This is a genomic window from Mycobacterium alsense, assembly GCF_002086635.1.
GTDB classification, from domain to species: Bacteria; Actinomycetota; Actinomycetes; order Mycobacteriales; family Mycobacteriaceae; genus Mycobacterium; species Mycobacterium alsense.
Window position 1 is genome coordinate 1 of record NZ_MVHD01000013.1, and the last position, 26261, is coordinate 26261.

Genomic DNA, 26261 nt, shown 5'->3' on the forward strand with positions numbered 1-26261 from the left:
GGCGCCGCCGGTTCCGCCGGCTCCGCCGGTGCCGTACAGCAGGCCGCCGACGCCGCCCGCCCCGCCGGCGAAGACGCCCGAGCCGTTGCCCGCGGCGCCGCCGTTGCCGATCAGCTGGGCGTTGCCGCCGCCCCCACCGACGTTGCCGGCACCGATGCCGGCACCGGCGTCGCCGCCGGCGCCGCCGTCGCCGATCAGCCCGGCGGTGCCGCCGTGACCGCCGTACCCGTTGACGACCGGGCCGGCACCGCCGTGACCGCCGGTGCCGCCGGAACCGAACAGCCGGCCCCCCGCGCCACCGGATCCGCCCGGGCCGCCCAGCAAGCCGGCGCCGCCGTTGCCGCCGGCCCCGCCGTTGCCGACGAACCCGCCGTGGCCGCCGTTGCCACCACCGCCACCGACCGAGTTCGGGACGGCGTTGTCGGAACTCCCGCCGTCACCGCCGGCGCCGCCGCTTCCGATCAGGCCCGCGTTGCCACCGGCGCCGCCATTGCCGCCGTTGATGGCGCCCATGCCGCCGGCGCCGCCGCCGCCGGCGGCGCCATAGAGCCATCCGCCGTTGCCGCCGTTGCCACCGTTGCCGCCGCTGGCGACCGCGGAGACAAGGCCGCCCCCGCCCCTGCCGCCGTTGCCGATCAGCCCGGCGTTGCCGCCGTTGCCGCCGTTGGGGTGGGCGGCGCCACCGGACCCACCGTTGCCGCCGTTGCCGTACAGCAGTCCGCCGTCCCCGCCGTTCTGACCGGTCCCGGGCGCCCCGTCGGCGCCGTTGCCGACGAGCGGGCGGCCCAGCAACGCCTGGGTGGGCCCGTTGACCAGGTCGAGCAGCTCTTGCTGCACGGCCTGCAGGGGCGCGGCGTTGGCCGCCTCGGCGGCCGCGTAGGAGCTCGCAGCGGCGGTGACGGCCCGCACAAACTGGTCATGGAAGCCGGCCACCCGAGCGCTCAGCGCCTGATAGGCCTGGGCGTAGTCGCCGAACAGCCCGGTGATGGCTCCCGACACCTCGTCCGCGGCCAGCGGCAACACGTCGGTGGTCAGGCCCGCGGCCGCGGAGTTGGCCGTCCTGATCGCCGAACCGATCGCGGTCAAATCGCCGGCCGCCGCCGCCAGCGCTTCGGGTGACGCGACGACAAACGACATGAAGCTGGCCCCGTCCGATCGAGACTCCTTGAGCTCGAAGCATAAATCGCAACCGGCGGGCACACGCCGGAGTTCGAAAGTTCGGGATTGTCTCGGGTCGGTGATACTGATGCGGTGAGCCCGGCCGCCGAGGATGCGACGAATGACCTGACCGACGCGGCGCTGGCCGCCGATCTCGCCGCGGACGCGGGGGAGCTGCTGCTGAAGGTGCGCGACGAGATGGGCTTCGGCCATCCCTGGGCGCTGGGCGACGCCGGCGACGCCCTGGCAAACCAGTTGATCCTGCGGCGGCTGCGCGCGGAACGCCCGGGCGACGCGGTGCTCAGCGAGGAGGCCTACGACGACCTCTCGCGGGTGAATCACGACCGGGTGTGGATCATCGACCCGCTGGACGGCACCCGCGAGTTCTCCACGCCGGGCCGCGACGACTGGGCCGTCCACATCGCGCTGTGGCGGCGTCCCACCGGCGAGCCCGGCGACGGCCGGCGCGAGATCACCGACGCGGCCGTGTCCCTGCCCGCCCGTGGAAACACGGTGTACCGCAGCGACACCGTCACCGCCGGCGCCGCGCGCGTCGGCATCCCCGGCACGATCCGCATCGCCGTCAGCGCCACCCGGCCACCCGCGGTCCTGTACCGCATGAGCCAGACGCTGCACATCCAGCCGGTGGCGATCGGCTCGGCGGGCGCCAAGGCGATGGCCGTCATCGACGGCGACGTCGACGCCTACGTGCACGCCGGCGGCCAGTGGGAATGGGACTCGGCGGCGCCGGCCGGGGTGCTGATGGCCGCCGGCATGCACGCCTCGCGGCTGGACGGCTCGCCGCTGCGCTACAACCAGCTCGACCCGTACCTGCCCGACTTCGTCATGTGCCGCGCCGAGCTGGCGCCGATCCTGCTCGGCGCCATCCGCCAGGAATTTCGCTGATCGCGCGCGCGTTTAGAGTCGACGATATGCAGGCGTGGTCTTCCGCACAGGTTCCGGTGGTGCCGGGGCGCGGACCGGAGCTTCGCCTCTACGACACCTCCGATCGGCAGGTCCGTCCGGTGGCGGCCGGGTCGAAAGCGACCATGTACGTCTGCGGGATCACCCCCTACGACGCCACCCACCTGGGTCACGCGGCCACCTACCTGGCATTCGACCTCGTGTACCGGCTGTGGCTCGACCTCGGCCACGACGTGCACTACGTGCAGAACGTCACCGACATCGACGATCCCCTGCTGGAGCGCGCCGCGCGCGACGGCGTCGACTGGCGGGAGCTGGCCGAGGGCGAAGTCGCCCTGTTCCGCGAGGACATGGCGGCGCTGCGGATACTGCCGCCGCACGAGTACGTCGCGGCGACCGAGGCGATCCCCGAGGTGGTCGAGCTCGTCGAGAAGATGCTGGCGTCGGGTGCCGCGTACGTCCTCGACGGTGACCACCCGGACGTCTACTACCGCGCCGACGCCACGGCGCAGTTCGGCTACGAGTCCGGCTTCGACCGCGACACCATGCTGCGGCTGTTCGGCGAGCGCGGCGGCGACCCGCACCGCGCCGGCAAGACCGACGAGCTCGACGCCCTGCTGTGGCGGGCCGCGCGGCCCGGCGAGCCCAGTTGGCCGTCGCCGTTCGGCGCCGGGCGGCCCGGCTGGCACGTCGAGTGCGCCGCGATCGCGCTCAGCCGCATCGGCAGCGGCCTGGACATCCAGGGCGGGGGCAGCGACCTGATCTTCCCGCACCACGAGTTCACCGCCGCCCACGCCGAGTGCGTGCGCGGCGAGCGGAGATTCGCCCGGCACTACGTACACGCCGGCATGATCGGCTGGGACGGGCACAAGATGTCCAAGAGCCGCGGCAACCTGGTGCTGGTGTCGGCGCTGCGCGCGCAGGGGGTGGAACCGGCGGCCATCCGGCTGGGCCTGCTGGCCGGGCACTACCGCGCCGACCGGTTCTGGAGCCCGCAGGTGCTCGACGAGGCGAACGCCCGGCTGCGGCGCTGGCGCGCGGCCACCTCGCTGGCCGCCGCCCCGGACGCCACCGACGCCGTCGCCCGGGTACGCCGCTATCTGGCCGACGACCTTGACACCACGAAAGCCCTTGCCGCCCTTGACGGTTGGGCCACCGACGCGCTGGAGTACGGCGGCCACGACGCCGCGGCGCCGGCGCTGGTGGCGGCCGCGGTCGACGCGCTGCTGGGGGTGGAGCTGTGACGGCGTCGCGGGAATAGCCCGCGGCGGCCTACTTGCGCCGTCGCCGCAGATACCGCTCGAACTCCGCGGCCAGCGCGTCGCCGTCGATCTTGCCCAGGGCTTCGTTCAAGTCGACCTCGGCGTCGCCCCGCTGCTCCAGCGACGCAACGTATTCGGCGAGGTCCTCGTCCTCGGCGGCCATCTCGGTGACGGCCTGCTCCCATTCCTCGGCCTGCGCGGGCAGGTCACCGAGCGGGACCTCGATGTCGAGCACGTCTTCGACGCGCCGCAGCAGCGCCACCGTGGCTTTCGGGTTGGGCGGGCTCGACACGTAGTGGGGCACCGCGGCCCAGAACGTCACCGCCGGGATGCCGGCGGCCACGCAGGCGTCCTGGAACACCCCCGCGATCCCGGTCGGGCCCTCGTAGCGGGTCTCCTCGAGGCCGAAGCGTTTGGCCGACTCGGGGGAGTAGGCCGCGCCCGACACCGGAACCGGGCGGGTGTGCGGGGTGTCGGCCAGCAGGGCCCCGAGGATGACGACGGTGTCGACGTTCAGCTTGTCGGCGATGGCCAGCAACTCGGCGCAGAAGGTGCGCCAGCGCATGTTCGGCTCCACGCCGTGCATCAGCACGACGTCGCGATCGCTGCCGGGCGGGCGGCAGTGGGTGATCCGCATCGCCGGCCACACCAGCTCCCGGGTGACCCCGTCGATTTGCCGGATGACGGGGCGGTTCACCTGGTAGTCGTAGTACGCCTCGTCGTCGATCTCGACGATCGGGTCGGCCTCCCAGATGGCGTCGAGGTACTGGAGCGCGTCGCTGGCGGCGTCGCCGGCGTCGTTCCAGCCCTCGAACGCGGCCACGACGATGGTGTTGTGCAGCTCGGGCAGCGCGCCGCCGGTCGGGCCACCATCAGGCGAAGTCACAGAATCAGCGTACGGCCTTTCGCGGGCCGCCCGGCCATTTGCATAGCCCGACTATCCTTGTGGGGTGACTCGGAACCGCCACGACGCCGGCATCCCGGGACGCCCTGGACGGCTTCGGCGACCGGCGGCGACGCGGTCACGACGAAATACGTTCGCCTGCAAACTGGTTAACCTTGGTAATTGCGACATTGCCGACAAGATCCGCGAGCTGGCGCTCGAGCGCACCGCGATCGCCGAGCGGATCGGGTCGAGCTGGGCGTCCAGACGTCGGGTGACGACGTAGACTTTCATGGTCGAGAGGCGTTGCAACGGTTCCGGGTCGCTGCCCGTTACCGCCACGCTCGGCAGAATTAAGGACGCCTTCCGCTACGGAAGGAACGTACGTGAACGCCGCTAACTCGGACACCTTCGCGCCGAACATCCGTCCCGACTGCACCGACGATCTCAGGGCTGCACTGCGCGAGCGGATCATGGTGATCGACGGCGCGATGGGCACGGCGATCCAGCGGGACCGGCCGGACGAGGCCGGCTACCGCGGCGCCCGGTTCACCGAATGGCCGACCGCTCTTCAGGGCAACAATGACCTGCTCAACCTGACACAGCCGCAGATCATCGAGGGGATCCACCGCGAGTACCTCGACGCGGGCGCCGACATCCTGGAGACCAACACGTTCAACGCGAACGCGATCTCGCTGTCCGACTACGACATGGCGGACCTGGCCTACGAGCTGAACTACGCCGGTGCCGCCCTGGCGCGCAAGGCCGCCGACGAGTACAGCACGCCGGAGAAGCCGCGCTACGTCGCCGGCGCGATCGGGCCGACGACGCGGACCGCGTCGATCTCGCCGGACGTCAATGACCCGGGCGCTCGCAACGTCTCCTACGACCAGCTGGTCGCCGCCTACCTCGAATCCGCCAACGGCCTGGTCGACGGTGGTGTGGACCTGCTCATCATCGAGACGATCTTCGACTCGCTGAACGCCAAGGCGGCGGTGTTCGCCGTGGAGACGCTGTTCGAGGAGCGCGGGCGCCGCTGGCCGGTCATCATCTCGGGCACCATCACCGACGCCTCCGGGCGGACCTTGTCCGGTCAGGTCACCGAGGCATTCTGGAACGCGATCCGGCACGCCAAGCCGCTCGCGGTCGGCCTCAACTGCGCGCTGGGCGCGCCGGAGATGAGGCCCTACATCGCCGAGATGTCGCGGATCGCGGACACGTTCGTGTCCTGCTACCCGAACGCCGGCCTGCCCAACGCCTTCGGCGAGTACGACGAGTCCCCGGAGCGCCAGGCGAGCTACATCGCCGACTTCGCCGACGCCGGCCTGGTCAACCTGGTCGGTGGCTGCTGCGGCACGGCGCCGCCGCACATCGCCGAGATCGCCAAGGTCGTCAACGGCAAGCCGCCGCGCGAGCTGCCGGAGATCCCGGTGGCCACCCGGCTCGCGGGCCTGGAGCCGCTCAACATCACCGACGACTCGCTGTTCGTGAACATCGGTGAGCGCACCAACATCACCGGCTCCGCCCGGTTCCGCAACCTGATCAAGGCCGAGGACTACGACACCGCGCTGTCGGTCGCCCTGCAGCAGGTCGAGGTGGGCGCGCAGGTCATCGACATCAACATGGACGAGGGCATGATCGACGGCGTCGCCGCGATGGACCGGTTCACCAAGCTGATCGCGGCCGAGCCGGACATCAGCCGCGTCCCGGTGATGATCGACTCGTCCAAGTGGGAGGTCATCGAGGCGGGCCTGAAGAACGTGCAGGGCAAGCCGATCGTCAACTCGATCTCCCTGAAGGAGGGCGAGGAGAAGTTCATCCGCGAGGCCCGGCTGTGCCGCAAGTACGGTGCCGCGGTCGTGGTGATGGCCTTCGACGAGCAGGGGCAGGCCGACAACCTGGAACGCCGCAAGCAGATCTGCGGCCGCGGCTACCGGATCCTGACCGAAGAGGTCGGCTTCCCGGCCGAGGACATTATCTTCGACCCGAACTGCTTCGCGCTGGCGACCGGCATCGAGGAGCACGCGACGTACGGGATCGACTTCATCGAGGCCTGCGCCTGGATCAAGGAGAACCTGCCGGGGGTGCACATCTCCGGCGGCATCTCGAACGTGTCGTTCTCGTTCCGGGGCAACAACCCCGTCCGCGAGGCGATCCACTCGGTGTTCCTGTTCCACGCCATCAAGGCCGGCCTGGACATGGGCATCGTCAACGCCGGCGCGCTGGTGCCCTACGACTCGATCGACCCCGAGCTGCGGGACCGCATCGAGGACGTCGTCCTGAACCGTCGCGAGGACGCGGCCGAGAGGCTGCTGGAGATCGCCGAGCGGTTCAACAGCTCGGGCAAGTCCGAGGATCCGGCGGCGGCCGAGTGGCGCAGCCTCCCGGTCCGCGAGCGGATCACGCACGCCTTGGTCAAGGGCATCGACGCGCACGTCGACGAGGACACCGAGGAGTTGCGCGCCGAGATCGCCGCGGCGGGTGGGCGCCCGATCGAGGTGATCGAGGGTCCGCTGATGGACGGCATGAACGTCGTCGGCGACCTGTTCGGCTCGGGCAAGATGTTCCTGCCCCAGGTGGTCAAGTCGGCCCGGGTGATGAAGAAGGCGGTGGCGTACCTGCTGCCGTTCATCGAGGCGGAGAAGGAACAGAACGGCGCTGCCGCAGGCAAGGACACCAACGGCACCATCGTGATGGCCACCGTCAAGGGCGACGTCCACGACATCGGCAAGAACATCGTCGGGGTCGTCCTGCAGTGCAACAACTTCGAAGTGATCGACCTCGGGGTGATGGTGCCCGCCGAGAAGATCCTGGCCGCGGCGAACGAGCACGACGCCGACATCATCGGGTTGTCCGGCCTGATCACCCCGTCGCTGGACGAGATGGTCAACTTCGCCGCCGAGATGGAACGGGAGGGTCTGGACATCCCGCTGCTGATCGGTGGCGCGACCACCTCGCGCGCCCACACGGCCGTGAAGGTCGCCCCGCGCCGTAGCGGTCCGGTGGTCTGGGTCAAGGACGCGTCCCGCTCGGTGCCGGTCGCCGCGGCGCTCCTCGACGACAAGCAGCGCGGTCCCCTGCTGGAGGCGACCGAGAAGGACTACGCGTCGCTGCGCGAACGGCACGCCCAGAAGAACGAGCGGCCGATGCTGACGCTGGAGAAGGCCCGCGCGAACCGGACGCCGATCGAGTGGGACGGCTACACGCCGCCGGTGCCCGCCCAGGGACTGGGCGTGCGGGAGTTTCACGACTACGACCTCGCCGAGTTGCGCGAGTACATCGACTGGCAGCCGTTCTTCAACGCCTGGGAGATGAAGGGCCGCTTCCCCGACATCCTCAACAACCCGGCGACGGGGGAGGCGGCCCGCAAGCTCTACGACGACGCCCAGGAGATGCTCGACACGCTGATCAAGGAGAAGTGGCTGACGGCCAACGCGGTGATCGGCTTCTTCCCGGCCAACGCGGTCGGTGACGACATCGAGGTGTACACCGACGACACGCGCACCGAGGTGCTGACCGTCTTGCACAACCTGCGCCAGCAGGGCGAGCACCGCGAGGGCATCCCGAACCGGTCGCTGGGCGACTACATCGCCCCCAAAGAAACGGGTCTGGCGGACTACGTCGGCGCCTTCGCCGTCACCGCGGGGCTCGGCAGCGGAGAAAAGATCGCGGAGTTCAAGGCGGCCCTCGACGACTACAGCGCGATCCTGCTGGAGTCGCTCGCCGACCGGCTGGCGGAGGCCTTCGCCGAACGGATGCACCAGCGGGTTCGCAAGGAGTTCTGGGGATTCCAGCCCGACGAGCAACTGGACAACGACGCGCTCATCGCCGAGAAGTACCAGGGAATCCGCCCCGCCCCGGGCTACCCGGCCTGCCCGGAACACACCGAGAAGGCGACGCTCTGGACGTTGATGGACGTCCACGAGCGGACCGGCATCGAGCTGACCGAGTCGATGGCGATGTGGCCCGGTGCCGCCGTCAGCGGCTGGTATTTCTCGCACCCGCAGTCGCAGTACTTCGTCGTCGGCCGGATGGCCCAGGACCAGGTCGCCGACTACGCCAGGCGCAAGGGCTGGACCCTGCGGGAGGCCGAGCGCTGGCTCAGCTCCAACCTCGCCTACAACCCGGAGGACTGAGCCCGGTAATAACGCGGCGGAAACCCAGATGACTATGCCCGTCGCGGCGTGAAACAATCGCTCGCCGTGAAGACGTTCGAGGATCTGTTCGCCGAGCTCGGCGAGCGCGCCCGCACCCGCCCGGCCGGCAGCGGCACCGTCGCCGCGCTCGACGGTGGCATCCACGGCCTGGGCAAGAAGATCCTCGAGGAGGCCGGCGAGGTGTGGCTGGCCGCCGAGCACGAACCCGACGACGCGCTGGCCGAGGAGATCAGCCAGTTGCTGTACTGGACGCAGGTGCTGATGATCGCGCGCGGGCTGTCCCTCGACGACGTCTACCGGAAGCTGTGAGCATGCTGCGGGTTGCGGTACCCAACAAGGGCACGCTCAGCGAGCCCGCCACCGAGATCCTCGCCGAGGCCGGCTACCGGCGACGCACCGATTCCAAGGACCTGACCGTCATCGACCCGGTCAACCAGGTCGAGTTCTTCTTCTTGCGCCCCAAGGACATTGCCATCTACGTCGGGTCGGGCGAGCTGGATTTCGGCATCACCGGACGCGACCTGGTGCGCGATTCGGACGCCCCGGTGCGCGAGCGGCTCGCGCTGGGTTTCGGGTCGTCGAGCTTCCGCTACGCCGGCCCGGCCGGTTGCGATTGGACGACGGCCGACCTGGCCGGCAAGCGGATCGCCACCGCGTACCCGAACCTGGTCCGAAAGGACTTGGCCGACAAGGGGATCGAGGCCACCGTCATCAGGCTCGACGGCGCGGTGGAGATCTCGGTGCAGCTCGGCGTGGCCGACGCCATCGCCGACGTGGTGGGGTCCGGGCGCACCCTGGGCCTGCATGACCTGGTGGCCTTCGGGGATCCGATCTGCGACTCGGAGGCGGTGCTGATCGAACGCACCGACCACGACGGCCACGACGAAGCGAAAGCGGCGCGCGATCAGCTGGTCGCGCGGATCCAGGGCGTGGTCTTCGGCCAGCAATATTTGATGCTCGACTACGACTGCCCGCGCTCGGCCCTGGACCGCGCGACGTCGATCACGCCGGGGCTGGAGTCGCCGACCATCGCCCCGCTTGCCGACCCGGACTGGGTGGCCATCCGCGCGCTGGTGCCGCGCCGGGGCGTCAACGAGATCATGGACGAGCTGGCAGCCATCGGGGCCAAGGCGATCCTGGCCTCCGACATCAGGTTCTGCCGGTTCTGATCGGACGCGCGCCGCGATCACGGCTGTGTTAGCGTCCGCCTTACCGTCGCCGCGCTGTTCGTCCCCAGGAGGGTCTTCGTGACACACGCGCTCATTCTGCTGCTGGCCTTGCTGATCGGCGTCGTCGCCGGGTTGCGTTCGCTGACGGCGCCCGCCGTGGTCGCCTGGGCCGCGTCCGGGGCGCTCGCATGGATCAACCTGCACGGCACCTGGGCGGCCTGGATGGGTTCCCTCATCGCGGCGATCGTGTTCAGCGTCCTCGCGGTCGGTGAACTGGTCAACGACAAGCTGCCCAAGACCCCGGCCCGCACGGCGCCACCGATCTTCGCCGCCCGGCTCGTCACCGGCGGGTTCGCGGGCGCGGTGCTGGGCGCGTGGCCGCACTGGACCTTTTCCGCCCTCGGCGCGGGCGTCATCGGGGCGGTGCTCGGCACGCTCGGCGGCTATCAGGCCCGCAAACGTCTGGCCGCCGCGGTTGGAAGGGACTTGCCGATCGCGCTACTCGAGGACGCGGTCGCAATCCTTGGCGGGTTCGCCATCCTCGCAATCACGGGCCACGTGCTGACGGAATACCTGCTGACGGCCGTTAAGTGACCCAGCGTTTCGACGCCATCATCGTCGGCGCCGGGCAGGCCGGGCCCCCGCTGGCCGGGCGGCTGACCGCGGCCGGGCAGCGCGTCGCGGTCATCGAGCGCAAACTGATCGGCGGCACCTGCGTCAACACCGGATGCATCCCGACCAAGACGCTGGTGGCCAGCGCGCACGCCGCCCACTTGGCCCGGCGCGGAGCGGATTACGGCGTCGCGACCGGACCGGTCGGCGTGGACATGGCGAAGGTCAAGGCGCGCAAGGACGACATCATGCTCGCCGACCGCCACGGGGTCGAAAGCTGGCTGGAGGGCATGGACGGGTGCACGGTGTTTCGTGGCCACGCTCGTTTCACCGACCCACACACGCTGCGGGTCGGCGGCCCCGGTGGCGACGTGCTGCGCGCCGACCGGATCTTCCTCAACGTCGGCGGCCGCGCGGTGGTGCCCGACGTTCCGGGACTGTCCGACGTCGAATTCCTCACCAACGTGTCGATCCTCGAACTCGACACGTTGCCAAGCCATCTCGTCATCCTCGGCGGTGGTTACATCGCGCTGGAGTTCGCCCAGATGTACCGCCGGTTCGGCGCACGGGTGACCGTGGTCGAACGCGGCCCGCGGCCGGCGTCGCGCGAAGACGAGGACGTCTCCGCCGCCGTGCGGGACATCCTGGAGGCCGAAGGCGTCGACGTCGTCGTCGACGCCGACGACGTGCGAATCAGCAAACGGGGCAACGGGTTTGACCTCACGCCCCGTGCCGGCGCCGTCCCCATCGCGGGCAGCCACCTGCTGGTGGCCGTGGGGCGCCGGCCCAACACCGACGACCTGGGCCTGGACGCGGCCGGCGTCCGCACCGACGCCAACGGCTGCATCGAGGTCGACGACCAGCTGAGGACCAACGTCGAGCACATCTGGGCGATGGGCGACTGCAACGGAAAAGGCGCCTTCACCCACACCTCCTACAACGACTTCGAGATCGTGGCGGCCAACCTGCTCGACGGCGACCCCCGCCGGGTGAGCGACCGCATCACCACCTACGCGCTCTACATCGACCCCCCGCTGGGGCGTGCGGGCATGACCGTCGAGCAGGTCCGCGCGTCCGGGCGCAGGGCGCTGGTCGGCAAGCGGCCGATGACCCGCGTCGGCAGGGCCGTGGAAAAGGGTGAGACGCAAGGCTTTATGAAGATCGTGGTGGACGCCGACACCGACGAGATCCTGGGGGCGGCCATCCTCGGCGTCGGCGGCGACGAGGCGATCCACGCCATCCTGGACGTCATGTCCGCCAAGGCGCCGTACACCACGCTGTCGCGCACCATGCACATCCACCCGACCGTCAGCGAGCTCATTCCCACGATGCTGCAGGAGATGTCGCCGCTGAGCTAGGGCCTGCGCTGGAGCAGCAGCGTCTGCGCCGACGTCCCGATGAAGCCGTCGCGGTCGAAGACCTCGGCCGTGGTGACCCCGATGCCGTCCGGGCCGATCGACGCGCGCGCCCGCAGCGCGAAGTCGTTGCCGAGGGGAAGACGGTGCAGGTGCACGACGGTGTCGGTGTTCATGAACACAAACCGCTCCGGATCGAGCACCCGGCCGACGCCGTTCGCGCAGTCGACGACGGCGGCGAGGCGCTGCAGCGCCGACGTGGGTTCGGCGTCGACGACGTGCGCCAGTGGGCTGAACCAGGACACCGCGGCCGGTTGCCGCCCAACGTCCTGCGGGCGCCAGCGGATCGCGTCGAAATAGCCGCCGGCGTCGGCGAACGGCGCGGGAAGCGGTTGGGCGGCCCCCTCCACCAGTGGCGGATAGCGGTCGCACGCGACGTCGGTGGTGTCGGTGGCCGCCAGCAGCCACGCCGTCACCCGGGCCACCGCGCGCGGGGGCGCGCCGTCGCGGTCGGCCGACAGCTCCGCGGCCATCATGCAGACCCGCGAGCCCGGGCGCTGGACCCACGCCCGCGCGCGCAGCGGCCGCACCGGGATCGCGCCCAGGATGTCCAGGCTGAGCCGGCCGATGCGCAGGCCGGAGCCGGCCGAGCGCTCCTCGATCAGCTTGGTCAGCAACGCCAACGGCGGCGAGCCGTGCTGGAGCTCGGGGCTCCAGTTGCTGCGCGTGAAGTCGGTCGAGCCGAAGCACTGTAGGTCGCCTTCGGCCGGGAGGCGACGGTAAAAGCAGCCGGTCATGCCGCCGGTTCGGTCGGACGCGAAATAACTTCCGGCGCAGCGTCTTCCGGCCAGCCGGGGTATGGGGGCGGCGTTCCGCCGAAGGCGGGGCAGAGCTGCTGGTGCGGGCACCAGTCGCACAGCCGCGACGGGCTGGGGCGGAAATCACCCGTCGGCGCGGCGGCCTGGATCGCGCGCCAGATCGCCATCAGCGTCTTCTCGAAGCGCAGCAGCTCGTCGTGGTCGGGCGTGTAGTCCAGCACCTGGCCGTCGGCCAGATAGATGATCCGCAGCCGGGTGGCCAGCACCCCGCGGGAGCGCAGCAGCGCCACCGCGTAGAACTTCATCTGGAACATCGCCTTGAACTCGGCGAGCGCCCGCGCCTCCGGCGGCGCCTTGCCGGTCTTGTAGTCGACCACGCGCAGCTCGCCGGTGGCGGCGACGTCGATCCGGTCCACGAACCCGCGCAGCAGCGTGCCGTCGGCGAGCTCGACCTCCACCCGCTCCTCGCAGCACTGCGGGTCGAACCGGGTCGGGTCCTCCAGCCGGTAGTAGCCCGACAGCAGCGCGCGGGCCTCCTCGAGCAGTTGCGTCTTCTGTGCGGGGTCCAGCCCGGCGGCCAGGTCGGGTTCGGCGGCGATCACCCGCTCCCAGGCGGGCTCCACCAGCGAGTTCGCGGTGTCGGGAACGCGCTGCCCCGCGGGCAGGCCGTAGAGCTGCTCGAGGGTCGCGTGCACCAGCGATCCCCGCAGCTGCGCCGTCGACGGCGCCTCGGGCAGCCGATCGATCGCCCGGAACCGATAAAGCAACGGGCACTGCTTGAAGTCCGCCGCCCGCGACGGCGAGAGCGCCGGACGCGGCCTGAGCGATTCCGGCTGGACGTCCATGCCCGCAGCCTAGAACCGGGGGCCGACAACCCCGGGCAGTGGCCGCGGCGAGTCGGCTGGCACGCTGGACGGCGTGTCTCTCACCGGCCCCTTGACCGCTGGTGAGCGCGTCCAACTCACCGACGCCAAGGGGCGGCACTACACGATGACGCTCACGCCAGGCGCCGAGTTCCACACGCATCGCGGCGCCATCGCGCACGACGCGGTGATCGGGCTGGAACAGGGCAGCGTGGTCAAGTCCAGCAACGGCGCCCTGTTCCTCGTGCTGCGCCCGCTGCTGGTCGACTACGTGCTGTCGATGCCCCGCGGGCCGCAGGTGATCTACCCCAAGGACGCCGCCCAGATCGTGCACGAGGGCGACATCGGTCCCGGGGCGCGGGTGCTCGAGGCCGGGGCGGGATCCGGCGCGCTGACCTGTTCGCTGCTGCGCGCCGTCGGCCCCGACGGGCGGGTGGTCTCCTACGAGCAGCGCGCCGACCACGCCGAGCACGCCCGCCGCAACGTGGCCAACTTCTTCGGCGTTGACGACGGGCTTCCGAACAACTGGCAGCTGATCGTCGACGACCTGAGGGACTCCGACCTGCCCGACGGCGCGTTCGACCGCGCCGTGCTCGACATGCTCGCGCCGTGGGAGGTGCTCGACGCGGTGGCGCGCCTGGTGGCCCCCGGCGGCGTGCTGATGATTTATGTGGCCACCGTCACCCAGCTGTCGCGTGCGGTCGAGGCCCTGCGGGACCAGCGGTGCTGGACCGAGCCGCGGGCGTGGGAGACGCTGCAGCGCGGCTGGAACGTCGTCGGGCTCGCCGTCCGCCCGCAGCATTCGATGCGCGGGCACACCGCGTTCCTGATCTTCAGCCGGCGGCTGGCCCCCGGCGTCGTCGCGCCCGCGCCGCTGGGCCGCAAGCGCGAGGGCCGCGACGGATAGGCAGGGCTGGGCAGGGCTGGGAAGGGCTGGGCCCAGCTAGTCGTCGCTGCGAACCAGCGAGCGCCGCACCGACAGCAGCTCGAACTCGGGGTGCGCGGCCACCATACGTTCGGCCGCGTCGAGCACGTCGACGGCGTGAGTGCGGTCGCCGGACACCACGGCCACGCCGATGCCCGCGCGCCGGTACAGATCCTGGGCTCCGATCTCGGCGGCCGACACGCTGAACTTGCGCCGCAGCTCGGCCACGACGGGGCGAATCACCGATCGCTTCTGTTTGAGTGATCGCACGTCGCCGAGCAACACGTCGAACTCGAGCCAGCCGATCCACATCGCGAATCAGCCGGGTGGCGGCGGCGCGGGCGGCGAAGCGGGTGGTGGCGGTGGCGCGGGAGCCGGGCTGGGCGGTGTGCTCGACGTGGCCGAGTTGCCCAGGGCCAGCAGCATTTCCGCCGTCCGCCGGGACAACTGCCAGCCCCCTGGAGAGGAAGCGAAGGGCGTGAACTCCATCGGGAAGGTGAAGGCGCCGTTGTTCGCCTGGGCGGTGTTGACGGTGACGGTGGCCGTCACGTGGGAGGGATTCTTGTCCGACCAGGCGACGTCCTTCATCGCGAAGGTCATCGGGAGGTAGCCGTTGTCGCGCAGCGCCTTGGTGAACTTGTCCAGGGTGCCCGCGTTGTCCGGGGTCGCGCCCTCGACGAGGTTCACCTTGTCGATGCCCGGCACGTTGGGGTCGGCGAGCCGGTTCAGCACGTCGATCAGGGCCTCGGGGGCGGGCAGGGGAGCGGTGGGCGGAGCCGCGACGACGACCGGGGTCGACGGAACCGGGGCCGCCGACGAGGGGGACGACACGACCTTGGGCCCGGTGTGCGAGCAACCGGCAAGCGCGACCGCCCCCGCCGTCGCGGCGGCCAGCGCGACGGACGGGGCTAACCGCATCCAGGGAGCATCCACGGGCCAACGGGTGCAATGGATGTCACACCGGGCGTCGGCGCGGCGAGAAACACGGCGCCGGCGAAGCCCGTGGCAAGGGCATTTGCGGCCACGGCTGTCCTTTCGATCGGCGCGATTCGTGGCAGAGATTACCAGTGCGGCCAAAGTCTTAGCTTTTCGTGAGTATTTGACTCCCTACATCAACGGGCAATCGCCGGTAGCGTTGAAGTATCCACCGCACTATTCGGGGCGGGAAAGGAGCGCAACATGGGTGACTCAGAGCGTTCTGAAGCATTCGGTAACGCACGTGAAACTGGCATGTCCAGCGGCGACGCTGCCGAATTGGAACAGCTGCGCCGTGAGGCAGCGCTGCTGCGCGAGCAACTGGAGCACGCGGCGGGAACCCACGGCGGCGCTCGCTCCGCCCGCGACGTGCATCAGCTCGAAGCCCGCATCGACTCCCTCGCCGCCCGCAATTCCAAGCTGATGGAAACCCTCAAAGAGGCCCGCCAGCAACTGCTGGCGCTGCGCGAAGAGGTCGATCGGCTCGGTCAGCCGCCCAGCGGCTACGGGGTTTTGCTGGGCACCCACGACGACGACACGGTCGACGTGTTCACCTCGGGCCGCAAGATGCGCCTGACCTGCTCGCCCAACATCGACGTCGCGTCCCTGCGCAAGGGCCAGACGGTCCGGCTCAACGAGGCCCTGACCGTGGTCGAGGCCGGCACGTTCGAGTCGGTCGGCGAGATCTCCACCCTGCGCGAGGTCCTCAACGACGGGCACCGCGCCCTTGTCGTGGGCCACGCCGACGAGGAACGCATCGTGTGGCTGGCCGAACCGCTGGTCGCCGAGGACCTGCCCGACGGCGTGCCCGACGCCCTCAACGACGACACCAAGCCCCGCAAGCTGCGCCCGGGCGATTCGCTGCTGGTCGACACCAAGGCCGGCTACGCCTTCGAGCGCATCCCGAAGGCCGAGGTCGAGGACCTCGTGCTGGAGGAGGTGCCCGACGTCAGCTACCAGGACATCGGCGGCCTGACCCGCCAGATCGAGCAGATCCGCGACGCGGTCGAACTGCCCTTCCTGCACAAGGAGCTCTACCGCGAGTACGCGCTGCGCCCGCCCAAGGGTGTGCTGCTCTACGGCCCGCCCGGTTGCGGTAAGACGTTGATCGCCAAGGCCGTCGCCAACTCGCTGGCCAAGAAGATGGCCGAGGTGCGTGGCGACGACGCCCGCGAGGCCAAGTCCTACTTCCTGAACATCAAGGGCCCCGAGCTGCTCAACAAGTTCGTCGGCGAGACCGAACGGCACATCCGGCTGATCTTCCAGCGCGCCCGCGAGAAGGCATCGGAAGGCACGCCGGTGATCGTGTTCTTCGACGAGATGGACTCGATCTTCCGCACCCGCGGCACCGGGGTGTCCTCCGACGTCGAGACGACGGTGGTCCCGCAGCTGCTGAGTGAGATCGACGGCGTCGAGGGCCTGGAGAACGTCATCGTGATCGGCGCCTCCAACCGCGAGGACATGATCGACCCCGCCATCCTGCGGCCCGGTCGCCTGGACGTGAAGATCAAGATCGAGCGCCCGGATGCCGAAGCGGCGCAAGACATCTTCTCGAAGTACCTGACCGAGGCGCTGCCCGTGCACGCCGACGACCTCGCCGAGTTCGACGGCGACCGCACCGCCTGCATCAAGGCGATGATCGAAAAGGTCGTCGACCGGATGTACGCCGAGATCGACGACAACCGATTCCTGGAGGTCACCTACGCCAACGGGGACAAAGAGGTCATGTACTTCAAGGACTTCAACTCCGGGGCGATGATCCAGAACGTCGTCGACCGGGCGAAGAAGAACGCGATCAAGTCGGTGCTGGAAACGGGCCAGCCGGGCCTGCGCATCCAGCACCTGCTCGACTCGATCGTCGACGAGTTCGCCGAGAACGAGGACCTGCCCAACACCACCAACCCCGATGACTGGGCGCGGATTTCGGGCAAGAAGGGCGAGCGGATCGTCTACATCCGCACCCTGGTTACCGGCAAGAGTTCGAGCGCGTCGCGGGCCATCGACACCGAGTCGAACCTGGGCCAGTACCTGTAGGACGCGGCGGCGGCCGTGCCGAGCGTCAGCCCGTTTCCAGCGAGTAGCTGTTGGTGAGGTTGTCCTGCAACACCTCCGCGGCCTGCATTGTGGTGTCCACCCGCAGCTCGCTGGTCAGCACGCGCGACTGGTAGCTCCACCCGCTGGGCAGGTCCAGCCGGCCGGCCAGTCCGGGGAGATCCTCGCGCTCCAGGTCGGGCTCGGCGACCTGACTCCAGGTCTGCATGACCCAGCGCCGCCCCTGAGGATCGATGAGTTCGTAGATCTCTTCGCCGGCGTTGAAGACGAACACGGTATTGCGGCTGACCCTGTTGACGGTGAAAGCGCGGGATTCATCGACGACAGCAGCACCGTGGCCTGCTGGATCATTTCGATGCCGCCGAAGTTCTTCGTGATCTGCGGGCCTTGCTGCTGCTTTTCGATGGCGTTCATCAGCCAATAGCGGGGGCCGTTGAGCAGGGCCGCCGCCGCGCCGTTTTCGGCGGCGATGGCGTGTGGGTCCAGAGCCGACCACAGCTCGGCGGGACAGTCGTTGAGCGGAAAGCTGTTGTAGACCGTGGCCTGTGGGCCGGCCTCGCCGGGCGTCACGAGAAGCACTTCGCCATAACGTTTCCCGGCCAAATCAGTCACGGTGTGAAGTTAGTCACTGCCCCGGGTGGCGTCAACTTCGCCGGCGGTCTCACACCCGATGGCGGCCAGCGCGCCGCGGTAGCGGTTGCGCGCGACCAGCGTCATGCGCAGGTCGTCGATCAGCGGGTCGAGGAACGTGGCGCGGTATTCGGCATCACCGGCCGCGCGTGCGCTGATGTACATGAACGTCAGCGCGCCGAGGAACAGGGTCATGTGGATCAGCGAATCGGGCACCGGCAGCGTGAATCCCAGCACCGTCGCGGTGCTCGTGTAGGTATGGGTCCATTCGTTCAGCAGCGACGGGGTGAGCACGATCAGCCCCAGGATCAGGTAGATCGCGGCCGTGACCACCGCCACCACCAGGATCTGCGCCAGCTGCGAGGTGGCCAGCACGAACACGACGTTGAGCCGTTCGGACCGTTTCAGCGGCGCGCAGTCCGGGGTGTCTGGCATGGCGGCGAAGGGCGTGTGGGCAAGCCGTTCAGTGTCTTTGGGGTCGACGGGGTCTTCGCGTTGCCCCGCCGCCCCCCGCAGCATCGGCCTGACCCGTTCGCGGGTGGCGGAAACGACGAACGCCGCCGCGATGGAGAGCAGGAACGCGATCGCCAGCGCCAGCCGATCCCCGCTGATCGTCGTCGCCATGATCCAGACGTAGCTGTTGAAGAACACCAACGCGGTCAGCAGCACCACCGGCAGGGCCCGCACGGCCAGGGCGCCCACCGTCGCCAGGTGCGACAGCATCGTGCGCACCGCCCACCCGACGACCGACCCGATTCCGCAGGCGGTCAGGATCAGCACCCCCGCGACGACGGCGGCGTTCTGGACCACATCCGTGAGTCCGCCCACAATGGCGCCCACGCACCCCACGAAAACCGCCGCCACGGTCGCCACGATCGCGCGGGTCCGGCCGCTGCGCGACCGTGACACCCACCAACCCGTGACGGCCATCAGGGGGAGCGCGAGGCCGACGATGGTCAGCACGACCACTTCGGAGGTGCTCGGCTCGCCGGTGATCTCGACGTCGTGACCGCCGGTGACCAGGTAAAGCCCCAGCGCGCAGGCCTGCAGCGCCCCGTACGCCGCCAGCATCGGGGCCGACCGCGACCAGAGCCGCCGCCAGCGGGATCCTCGCGTCAACACCGAGGGCAAACCGCGCTCCAGAAACCAGCCTTCGGCCGCCGCACTGGAAAGCTCCATGCGGGCTCACCCTAGTGCCGCACCAGCCCACATGCCGGTGGTTAACGCGCCCCGTATACCCCGCGTCCCGGGCTGCTCGAGAGGTCCAGAGTCACCGCGCCTAGTCTTTAAGCCATGCAACGGATTATCGGGACGGAGGTCGAGTACGGCATTTCCTCGCCGTCCGACCCGACCGCCAACCCGATCCTCACCTCGACGCAGGCGGTCCTGGCCTACGCGGCCGCCGCCGGAATCCAGCGCGCCAAACGCACGCGCTGGGACTACGAGGTGGAATCGCCACTGCGCGACGCCCGCGGCTTCGACCTGAGCCGCTCGGCCGGGCCCCCGCCGGTGGTCGACGCCGACGAGGTCGGCGCCGCCAACATGATCCTGACCAACGGCGCGCGGCTGTACGTCGACCATGCCCACCCCGAATACTCCGCGCCCGAGTGCACCGACCCGCTGGACGCGGTGATCTGGGACAAGGCCGGCGAGCGCGTGATGGAGGCCGCGGCGCGGCACGTCGCCAGCGTGCCCGGGGCCGCCAAGCTGCAGCTTTACAAGAACAACGTCGACGGCAAGGGCGCCTCCTACGGATCGCACGAGAACTACCTGATGAGCCGCCAGACGCCGTTCTCGGCGATCATCGCGGGCCTGACCCCGTTTCTGGTCTCGCGCCAGGTGGTCACCGGCTCCGGGCGGGTCGGCATCGGGCCCGCCGGCGACGAGCCCGGCTTCCAGCTGTCGCAGCGCTCCGACTACATCGAGGTCGAGGTCGGGCTGGAAACCACCCTCAAACGCGGCATCATCAACACCCGCGACGAACCGCACGCCGACGCCGACAGGTATCGGCGGCTGCACGTCATCATCGGCGACGCCAACCTCGCCGAGACGTCGACGTACCTGAAGCTGGGCACCACGGCGCTGGTGCTGGACCTGATCGAAGAGGGCCCCGCGCACGGAATCGACCTGACCGATCTGGCGCTGGCCCGGCCGGTGCACGCCGTGCACGCCATCAGCCGCGACCCGTCGCTGCGCGCCACCGTCGCCCTGGCCGACGGGCGCGAACTGACCGGCCTTGCGCTGCAACGGGTCTATCTCGACCGGGTGGCGAAACTGGTCGACGGCCGTGACCCCGACCCCCGCGCGGCCGACATCGTCGAGACCTGGGCAGATGTGCTCGACAAACTCGAGCGCGACCCGATGGACTGCGCCGAGTTGCTGGACTGGCCGGCCAAGCTGCGCCTGCTCGACGGCTTCCGGCAGCGCGAGAACCTGAGCTGGTCGGCGCCCCGGCTGCACCTGGTCGACCTGCAATATTCCGATGTCCGCCTCGACAAGGGCCTGTACAACCGGCTCGTGGCGCGCGGTTCGATGAAGCGCCTCGTCAGCGAGCACCAGGTGCTCGATGCCGTCGACAACCCGCCGACGGACACGCGCGCATACTTCCGCGGCGAGTGCCTGCGCAGGTTCGGCGCCGACATCGCCGCGGCCAGCTGGGACTCGGTGATTTTCGACCTGGGCGGCGATTCGCTGGTGCGCATCCCGACGCTCGAGCCGCTGCGCGGCAGCAAGGCGCACGTCGGGGCGTTGTTGGACTCGGTGGACAGCGCCGTCGAACTGGTGGAACAACTGACCAGCTAATGCCCGTTAGACCGGTAAAACGGGGATCGACCCGTATGGACCGGTAATGTAGGGAAACAGGCCCAGACCAAGCAGGAGGCGGCGATGGCTCAGGAGCAGACCAAGCGTGGCGGTGGCGGCGGCGACGATGACGACTTCGCCGACGGCACGGCCGCGGGCCAGGAGCGTCGCGAGAAGTTGGCCGAGGAAACCGACGATCTGCTCGACGAGATTGACGACGTCCTTGAGGAAAACGCCGAGGACTTCGTCCGCGCGTACGTCCAAAAGGGCGGACAGTGACCTGGCCCTTTTCCGATCGCCTATCCACTAACTCCGCACTTCCCACGAGCCCGGCTGTAGACCTGTCGTCGTTTGCCGACTTTCTTCGCCGTCAGGCGCCCGAGCTGTTGCCGGCCAGTTTCGGCGGCGGCGCGCAAGCCGGCGGCGCGCAATCCGGGGGCGCGGGCGGCCAGCTGCCGCACGGCACCACCATCGTCGCGCTGAAATACCCCGGCGGTGTCGTGATGGCGGGCGACCGCCGCTCGACGCAGGGCAACATGATCGCCGGCCGCGACATCAAGAAGGTGTACATCACCGACGACTACACCGCGACCGGGATCGCCGGCACCGCCGCCATCGCCGTCGAATTCGCCCGGCTCTACGCGGTCGAACTCGAGCACTACGAGAAGCTCGAAGGTGTGGCGCTGACCTTCCCCGGCAAGGTAAACCGGCTGGCGAACATGGTGCGCGGCAACCTCGCAGCGGCGATGCAGGGTTTGGTGGCGCTGCCGTTGCTCGCGGGGCTCGACCTCGACGATCCCGACCCGGACAAGGCGGGCCGCATCGTGTCGTTCGACGCCGCCGGCGGGTGGAACATCGAGGAAGAGGGCTACCAGGCCGTCGGTTCGGGGTCGATCTTCGCCAAGTCGTCGATGAAGAAGTTGTATTCGCAAGTCACCGACGCCGATTCGGCGGTCCGGGTGGCCGTCGAGGCGCTGTACGACGCCGCCGACGACGACTCCGCCACCGGCGGTCCGGATCTGGTCCGCGGCATCTACCCCACGGCGGTCACCATCGGCGCCGAGGGCGCGGCCGACGTGCCGGAGGGCCGCATCGCCGAACTGGCCCGGGAGGTCATCGAAAGCCGCTCGCGCGCGGACACTTTCGGTCCGGACGCCGAGCCGCGGGGTGACAAGTGAGTTTCCCGTATTTCATCTCGCCCGAGCAGGCGATGCGCGAGCGCAGCGAACTGGCGCGCAAGGGCATCGCCCGGGGCAAGAGCGTGGTGGCGCTGGCCTACGCGGGCGGGGTGCTGTTCGTCGCGGAGAACCCGTCGCGGTCCCTGCAGAAGATCAGCGAACTCTACGACCGCGTCGGCTTCGCGGCCGCGGGCAAGTTCAACGAGTTCGACAACCTGCGCCGCGGCGGCATCCAGTTCGCCGACACGCGCGGCTACGCCTACGACCGCCGCGATGTCACCGGCAGGCAGCTGGCCAATGTCTACGCGCAGACCCTGGGCACCATCTTCACCGAGCAGGCCAAGCCCTACGAGGTGGAGCTGTGCGTCGCCGAGGTCGCCCACTACGGCGAGACCAAACCGCCTGAGCTGTACCGGATCACCTACGACGGGTCCATCGCCGACGAACCGCATTTCGTCGTGATGGGCGGCACCACCGAGCCGATCACCACGGCGCTGAAGGCGTCGTACGCCGAAAACGCCGACCTCACCGACGCCGTGCGCATCGCGGTCGAGGCGCTGCGCGCCGGCAGCACCAACGGTGGCTCCGGCGACCAGCCCCCACTGGACGTGTCCAACCTGGAGGTGGCCATCCTCGACGCCAACCGCCCGCGACGGGCGTTTCGGCGAATCAGCGGCGCCGCGCTGGAAACGCTGCTGCAGAAGGCGGGTTCGAAGGGCGCCAAGGACGCCAAGGACGCTTCGAAGGGTGCAAAAGCCGACGGCAAATCGTCGGACTAGAAGGGCGGCGGCCTGCGTCGTCGCACCGAGTAGGGTCGCATTGTGCGCATGAGAAGCGCTGCGGCGCAGGCGGTTTTGGATGCGTTTGGACGATGAGCTGGCCGCCGCGATGACCTGCCGCTCATCAACGGGAACGCCACGATCGGAGGTACCGATGGCCCGGCTGACAGTCAGCCAGGCCGAGGTGGGGTCGAGCCAGGGTAGACGATCTTCAGGGGATGATGGCCGGCATTCTCTCCCAACCGCGCACGGTTGACGAGGGCGACATTATGGCCTTCGACAGGTCGATATCCCATTCCGGGAAACGAAGCAGCAACTCCTCCAAGGCGATCCTGCCTTCCAAACGCGCCAGGGCGGCACCTAGGCAGAAATGCGCGCCTGCGGCGAAGCTGATATGGGCCTTGCCGCAACGGTGGATGTCGAAACTGTCTCCGTCGGGAGGGAATTGCCGGTGATCGTGGTTGGCGGCACCGATCAGGAACATCATGATGCTGCCTTGAGGCACGCTCTGGTCGTAGAACTCGACGTCGCGCGTGACATACCGAGCCACACGCGGTGCGGGGGTTTCCAGGCGGAGGATCTCCTCGACCGCGCTAGGGATCAGCGAGGGGTCGGCGACGAGTTGTGCGCGCTGATCGGGGTTTTCGGCAAGTATCTTGCCAGCCCATCCGATGAGCTTCGTGGTTGTTTCGTTGCCTGCCACTTGGAGGAGCGCAACATAAGCGAGTATTTCCGCTCGATCCAGCCGCCGACGAGCTCCGATTTCATCCTCGAATTCCACGTTCAGTAGTTCCGTAACGATGTCGTCGGATGGGTTTTCGGCGCGCCAGTCAACGTATTCCGCGATGAACTCGTCGTCCAGGAAACCCGCCGTCGGGAGAGACATCCCGCCACCGCTCTCAGCGTTGACCGTCGCGAACACGCGGTCTCTCCCGGCTTCCTGCCGCTCCTCGGGAATGCCCAGCAGCATTCCGATCACACGCATCGGCATCTGCGCGCCCAGGTCAGCGACGAAATCGAACTCCCCCGCGCCGACCAGGGAGTCCAGGCTGCGCACGCAGTATCCACGGATCATGGGCTCCAGTTGCGCGATCTTGCGCGGTGTGAACATGCGCGACAACAATTTGCGGTGGATGGTTTGGCGGGGCGGATCGTCCATGACGATGAGACCTGACGGAATGTCTATCCCCGCTTTGATCACTTCAAGTACGTTCCCTCGGGATGAGCTGAACGTCTCGTGGTCGCGGAGCCCCTTTTCCACGTCGGCGAAGCGGCTGAGCGCGAAAAAGTCATATTGGTCGTTTCGGTACAGCGGCGCTTCATCGCGCAACCGCTTATACGTCGGATAGGGATCGATGATCAGCGAGGTGTCATACGGGTCGAAATAGACATTCGTTGAGGTGCTCGGCGTCATGTGTGGTGAAGGTCCCTTCGTGGTGGTAAGTCGCAACGGCTGGGGGTCGAATGTTATTGCGCGTGTACCGGCACGTTGGACCAACCCGATACGTTGGTCATGTGCACCCGACGCAGGCCGGCTCGATCGACTTCATACTGAGGAATGAAGTCGAGCAGCAGTTCCAGCGCGATTCGACTTTCAAGTCTTGCCAGCGCCGCACCGAGACAACTGTGAACTCCGTACCCAAATCCAATGTTGTAACCGAACTTTCGATGGCGGTTGATGTCGAACCGATCCGGGTCCGGAAAGGCCCGCTCATCGCGGTTAGCTGATCCATTGATCAGGAGCACGGCGCTTCCTGCCGGAATCGTCGTGTTGTGCAGGGTCGCTTCGCGCAGGGTGTACCGCACGTTGTACTGGGAAGGGCCTTCGTAGCGTAAGAGTTCTTCCACTGCAGCACCGATTTTGGTGCGGTCGCGTCGCAGCAGTTGCCACTGCTCGGTGTGGTCGGCGAAGATGACTACCGCGTTGCCGACCAGTTTTGTCACCGTCTCTGCGCCGGCCCCCCCGAGAAGGCTTGCAAATCCAGCTATCTCGACGTCGTCTAACCTTCGCGATTTGCCATCGTCATGGATTTTGGCGTCGATCAATCGACTGATCATGTCGTCTCGGGGACCTGCGCGACGCTCCTGGACCAGTTGGTAGTAGTACGCGCCGGTCTGCAGGATGGCGTCCATGCTCTGTTGCGTAAGCCCCATGTTGCCTGGTTCTCGTTCCAGGCCGAGGTCGATCCACTGTCGAACCTGCTGCCTGTCCTCCGGGGGGACACCGAGCATAGCGGTGATGATCTCGACTGGAAATAGAGCTGAAAAATCCGCTACAGCGTCGAACGAAGCCGGATCTAGCACCGCCAGCACTTGGCTGATCTGCTGGCGAACCATCGACTCGAGGGCCGCCATCGCGCGCGGGGTAAACGCCCTGCTGATCAGTTTGCGCATGCGCTCGTGTTCGGGCGGGTCCATCATGATGATGAGTTTGAGGTCGCGGACATGCATGTCGTCGGACTTGACCTGATCGAGGCTGGCACCGTGGGCTGACGAATACGTGGCGGTGTCCTTGTAAGCCGAGGCGACATCGTCGTACCGAGTCAGCGCATAGAAGTCATATTTTGGGTTGTAGTACACAGGCGCTTCATCGCGCATCCGTCGATATGTCTCAAACGGTGAATCGAAGAAGACGTCGGAGTAAGGATCAAATTCGACAGGTGCTGGCACAGTAGGAGTACTCGACGACGAACTCAATGGTGTAGCTCCTTTTCCATCGCTACCGATGCGGCGCCGACCGCGTGTCCAGGCGACGCGCCTAGGGTCGTAACAGGACCCAGTCCTCGCAAAGGCCCCTCTCTACAGGTGTTTTAAGCACCTGCTTAACATTAGCCAAGGCGAGCTCCTTGTTCAAGATGGCTTAGGATGACAGCCGAAAATCAGGTCAGTCGCACGAATCGAGCAAGTGGGTGGCATCGCCGCGAAGAACCGGGTCGCCGGACGCGAAGACCCGTCAGCTGCTTCTCGACGCCGCCGAACGATTGTTGCTGGAAGACGGCTACTCTGCTGTCACGGGTCGTAATGTCGCGAAGAAAGCCGGCCTGAGGTCGCAGTTGGTCCCCTACCACTTCGGCACGATGGACGATCTGTTCCTCGCGGTCCTACGGCGGCGCGCAGATCAAGGACTCGAACTTCAACGTCAGGCGCTCAAGACCGACAAACCGCTATGGGCCCTGTGGCGTATCGGTACCGACACGCGGGTGATCATTTTTGGCATTGAGTTCATCGCTCTCGCCAACCGCCGCAAAGCCTTAAAAGACGAGCTCGCGCGATATGTTGAATTGTTACGCAACGAGCAAATTCAAGCCCTGTCGGGCATTCTCGAACGCTACGGAATCCCGCCAGAGGAAGTGCCACCCGAAGTTGTGATGACGTTGATGCGCAGCGTGACCGGTGTACTGGCTATCGAAGAGACACTCGGTGTGACTCTAGGCCACGCCAAAACCATTCAATTCGCCGAACGCTACATCCGCGAACTTGAGGGTGACCCTCCGGACGCCGATTGACCTGCCTCCACATCGCTGCCGACGGGATCGTCCGCCAGGATGCCCTCGGTCTAGACCACGTTGGGGTCAAGGCGAAACGGTACGACAAAGAAAAGACTGTGCAACGTCCAGACATACAAGCCCTTGTCGGAGTGTTGCAGGGTGCCCAGACAAGTCGTGGCGTATCCCTCACGACTGGTCGGTTCTCGCCCGTGCATTGAAGTTCGCAGAGAA

The 26261-nt window shown here is 68.2% G+C and carries 24 protein-coding genes and 1 pseudogene; 15 read left to right on the top strand and 10 right to left on the bottom strand.

All coding sequences use genetic code 11. From position 1 onward, the window contains the following. Nucleotides 1-1137: PE family protein (locus BST11_RS10050; RefSeq protein ID WP_083137927.1), on the bottom strand; the 1137-nt coding region annotated here is incomplete at its 3' end. A gap of 114 nt (nt 1138-1251) precedes the next feature. On the opposite strand from BST11_RS10050, the gene BST11_RS10055 reads away from it, so the two are divergent. After that, complete coding sequence (locus BST11_RS10055) at nt 1252-2064, top strand: 3'(2'),5'-bisphosphate nucleotidase CysQ (RefSeq protein WP_083137844.1); 813 nt, start codon at nt 1252-1254, stop codon at nt 2062-2064. Between the two features lie 26 nt (nt 2065-2090). Further along, the gene (mshC, locus tag BST11_RS10060) at nt 2091-3326 is read left to right on the top strand and encodes a cysteine--1-D-myo-inosityl 2-amino-2-deoxy-alpha-D-glucopyranoside ligase (RefSeq protein ID WP_083137845.1); all 1236 of its coding nucleotides are present in this window, start codon (nt 2091-2093) and stop codon (nt 3324-3326) included. A 28-nt stretch (nt 3327-3354) separates the two neighbouring features. On the opposite strand, the gene BST11_RS10065 is transcribed toward mshC, so the two are convergent. After that, nucleotides 3355-4230 (bottom strand): PAC2 family protein, encoded by an 876-nt coding sequence (locus tag BST11_RS10065; RefSeq protein WP_067316773.1) that lies wholly within the window; start codon nt 4228-4230, stop codon nt 3355-3357. A 470-nt stretch (nt 4231-4700) separates the two neighbouring features. Here BST11_RS10065 and metH point away from each other — a divergent pair, with 470 nt between their 5' ends. The 5 genes from metH to BST11_RS10090 all read left to right on the top strand — a co-directional run bounded on the left by metH (nt 4701) and on the right by BST11_RS10090 (nt 11523). Continuing rightward, nucleotides 4701-8363 carry a methionine synthase gene (gene metH, locus BST11_RS10070; RefSeq protein ID WP_244897606.1) on the top strand — a complete coding sequence of 1221 codons (3663 nt, stop codon included), beginning with the start codon at nt 4701-4703 and terminating at the stop codon, nt 8361-8363. Between the two features lie 48 nt (nt 8364-8411). Then, entirely contained in the window at nt 8412-8693 is a 282-nt protein-coding gene (locus tag BST11_RS10075; protein ID WP_083137847.1) for a phosphoribosyl-ATP diphosphatase, read from the top strand. 2 nt (nt 8694-8695) lie between these two features. Beyond that, complete coding sequence (gene hisG / locus BST11_RS10080; RefSeq protein ID WP_083137848.1) at nt 8696-9553, top strand: ATP phosphoribosyltransferase; 858 nt, start codon at nt 8696-8698, stop codon at nt 9551-9553. Between the two features lie 78 nt (nt 9554-9631). Continuing rightward, on the top strand, nt 9632-10147 hold the full coding sequence (locus BST11_RS10085) for a DUF4126 domain-containing protein (RefSeq protein WP_083137849.1): 516 nt from the start codon (nt 9632-9634) through the stop codon (nt 10145-10147). Beyond that, nucleotides 10144-11523 carry an FAD-containing oxidoreductase gene (locus BST11_RS10090; RefSeq protein WP_083137850.1) on the top strand — a complete coding sequence of 460 codons (1380 nt, stop codon included), beginning with the start codon at nt 10144-10146 and terminating at the stop codon, nt 11521-11523. Before BST11_RS10085 ends, BST11_RS10090 begins: the two co-directional genes overlap by 4 nt. Here BST11_RS10090 and BST11_RS10095 read toward each other — a convergent pair. Together BST11_RS10095 and BST11_RS10100 are read right to left on the bottom strand one after the other, a co-directional pair. Next, a complete protein-coding gene (locus BST11_RS10095; RefSeq protein WP_083137851.1) occupies nt 11520-12317 on the bottom strand; it encodes a thioesterase family protein in 798 nt (265 codons plus the stop codon). The genes BST11_RS10090 and BST11_RS10095 overlap by 4 nt on opposite strands. Beyond that, the gene (locus BST11_RS10100; RefSeq protein WP_083137852.1) at nt 12314-13183 is read right to left on the bottom strand and encodes a RecB family exonuclease; all 870 of its coding nucleotides are present in this window, start codon (nt 13181-13183) and stop codon (nt 12314-12316) included. Before BST11_RS10100 ends, BST11_RS10095 begins: the two co-directional genes overlap by 4 nt. Before the next feature lie 73 nt (nt 13184-13256). Here BST11_RS10100 and trmI point away from each other — a divergent pair, with 73 nt between their 5' ends. After that, a complete protein-coding gene (gene trmI / locus BST11_RS10105) occupies nt 13257-14108 on the top strand; it encodes a tRNA (adenine(58)-N(1))-methyltransferase TrmI (protein ID WP_083137853.1) in 852 nt (283 codons plus the stop codon). Nucleotides 14109-14144: 36 nt separating this feature from the next. Here the strand turns inward: trmI and BST11_RS10110 are convergent, their stop codons facing one another. Both BST11_RS10110 and lppK read right to left on the bottom strand, forming a co-directional pair. Next, on the bottom strand, nt 14145-14438 hold the full coding sequence (locus BST11_RS10110) for a DUF503 domain-containing protein (RefSeq protein WP_083137854.1): 294 nt from the start codon (nt 14436-14438) through the stop codon (nt 14145-14147). Between the two features lie 6 nt (nt 14439-14444). After that, nucleotides 14445-15044, bottom strand: coding sequence for a lipoprotein LppK (gene lppK / locus BST11_RS10115; protein ID WP_083137855.1), 600 nt, complete (start codon nt 15042-15044; stop codon nt 14445-14447). 261 nt (nt 15045-15305) lie between these two features. On the opposite strand from lppK, the gene arc reads away from it, so the two are divergent. Then, nucleotides 15306-17135, top strand: coding sequence for a proteasome ATPase (arc, locus tag BST11_RS10120; protein ID WP_083137856.1), 1830 nt, complete (start codon nt 15306-15308; stop codon nt 17133-17135). Nucleotides 17136-17160: 25 nt separating this feature from the next. Here arc and BST11_RS10125 read toward each other — a convergent pair. Both BST11_RS10125 and BST11_RS10130 read right to left on the bottom strand, forming a co-directional pair. Then, nucleotides 17161-17765: pseudogene (locus BST11_RS10125) on the bottom strand (hypothetical protein). 9 nt (nt 17766-17774) lie between these two features. After that, the gene (locus BST11_RS10130; protein ID WP_083137857.1) at nt 17775-18962 is read right to left on the bottom strand and encodes a hypothetical protein; all 1188 of its coding nucleotides are present in this window, start codon (nt 18960-18962) and stop codon (nt 17775-17777) included. 114 nt (nt 18963-19076) lie between these two features. Between BST11_RS10130 and dop the strand changes: the two genes are divergently transcribed. The 4 genes from dop to prcA all read left to right on the top strand — a co-directional run bounded on the left by dop (nt 19077) and on the right by prcA (nt 22542). Then, nucleotides 19077-20585: a pup deamidase/depupylase gene (gene dop, locus BST11_RS10135; protein WP_083137858.1), complete on the top strand. Its 1509-nt coding sequence runs from the start codon at nt 19077-19079 to the stop codon at nt 20583-20585. Between the two features lie 84 nt (nt 20586-20669). Then, nucleotides 20670-20864 (top strand): ubiquitin-like protein Pup, encoded by a 195-nt coding sequence (locus tag BST11_RS10140; protein ID WP_067114400.1) that lies wholly within the window; start codon nt 20670-20672, stop codon nt 20862-20864. Beyond that, on the top strand, nt 20861-21763 hold the full coding sequence (gene prcB / locus BST11_RS10145) for a proteasome subunit beta (RefSeq protein WP_083137859.1): 903 nt from the start codon (nt 20861-20863) through the stop codon (nt 21761-21763). Before BST11_RS10140 ends, prcB begins: the two co-directional genes overlap by 4 nt. Further along, nucleotides 21760-22542: a proteasome subunit alpha gene (gene prcA, locus BST11_RS10150; protein WP_083137860.1), complete on the top strand. Its 783-nt coding sequence runs from the start codon at nt 21760-21762 to the stop codon at nt 22540-22542. The genes prcB and prcA overlap by 4 nt, the downstream gene beginning before the upstream one ends. A 211-nt stretch (nt 22543-22753) precedes the next feature. Here the strand turns inward: prcA and BST11_RS10155 are convergent, their stop codons facing one another. Beyond that, nucleotides 22754-23956, bottom strand: coding sequence for a cytochrome P450 (locus BST11_RS10155; protein WP_083137861.1), 1203 nt, complete (start codon nt 23954-23956; stop codon nt 22754-22756). Nucleotides 23957-24009: 53 nt separating this feature from the next. Beyond that, entirely contained in the window at nt 24010-25239 is a 1230-nt protein-coding gene (locus BST11_RS10160; RefSeq protein WP_083137862.1) for a cytochrome P450, read from the bottom strand. A gap of 212 nt (nt 25240-25451) precedes the next feature. On the opposite strand from BST11_RS10160, the gene BST11_RS10165 reads away from it, so the two are divergent. After that, nucleotides 25452-26048: a TetR/AcrR family transcriptional regulator gene (locus tag BST11_RS10165; RefSeq protein WP_083137863.1), complete on the top strand. Its 597-nt coding sequence runs from the start codon at nt 25452-25454 to the stop codon at nt 26046-26048. Further along, nucleotides 26045-26248, top strand: coding sequence for a restriction endonuclease (locus tag BST11_RS10170; RefSeq protein ID WP_083137864.1), 204 nt, complete (start codon nt 26045-26047; stop codon nt 26246-26248). Before BST11_RS10165 ends, BST11_RS10170 begins: the two co-directional genes overlap by 4 nt. Nucleotides 26249-26261 lie beyond the last annotated feature (13 nt).

Bases quoted from the DNA above. Each gene is read 5' to 3' on its own strand.
- lppK (WP_083137855.1), bottom strand. From the start codon at position 15,044: ATGCGGTTAGCCCCGTCCGTCGCGCTGGCCGCCGCGACGGCGGGGGCG.
- BST11_RS10130 (WP_083137857.1), bottom strand. From the start codon at position 18,962: ATGGAGCTTTCCAGTGCGGCGGCCGAAGGCTGGTTTCTGGAGCGCGGT.
- metH (WP_244897606.1), top strand. From the start codon at position 4,701: ATGGTGATCGACGGCGCGATGGGCACGGCGATCCAGCGGGACCGGCCG.
- BST11_RS10140 (WP_067114400.1), top strand. From the start codon at position 20,670: ATGGCTCAGGAGCAGACCAAGCGTGGCGGTGGCGGCGGCGACGATGAC.
- BST11_RS10110 (WP_083137854.1), bottom strand. From the start codon at position 14,438: ATGTGGATCGGCTGGCTCGAGTTCGACGTGTTGCTCGGCGACGTGCGA.
- BST11_RS10100 (WP_083137852.1), bottom strand. From the start codon at position 13,183: ATGGACGTCCAGCCGGAATCGCTCAGGCCGCGTCCGGCGCTCTCGCCG.
- arc (WP_083137856.1), top strand. From the start codon at position 15,306: ATGGGTGACTCAGAGCGTTCTGAAGCATTCGGTAACGCACGTGAAACT.
- BST11_RS10095 (WP_083137851.1), bottom strand. From the start codon at position 12,317: ATGACCGGCTGCTTTTACCGTCGCCTCCCGGCCGAAGGCGACCTACAG.
- BST11_RS10155 (WP_083137861.1), bottom strand. From the start codon at position 23,956: ATGACGCCGAGCACCTCAACGAATGTCTATTTCGACCCGTATGACACC.
- hisG (WP_083137848.1), top strand. From the start codon at position 8,696: ATGCTGCGGGTTGCGGTACCCAACAAGGGCACGCTCAGCGAGCCCGCC.
- mshC (WP_083137845.1), top strand. From the start codon at position 2,091: ATGCAGGCGTGGTCTTCCGCACAGGTTCCGGTGGTGCCGGGGCGCGGA.
- dop (WP_083137858.1), top strand. From the start codon at position 19,077: ATGCAACGGATTATCGGGACGGAGGTCGAGTACGGCATTTCCTCGCCG.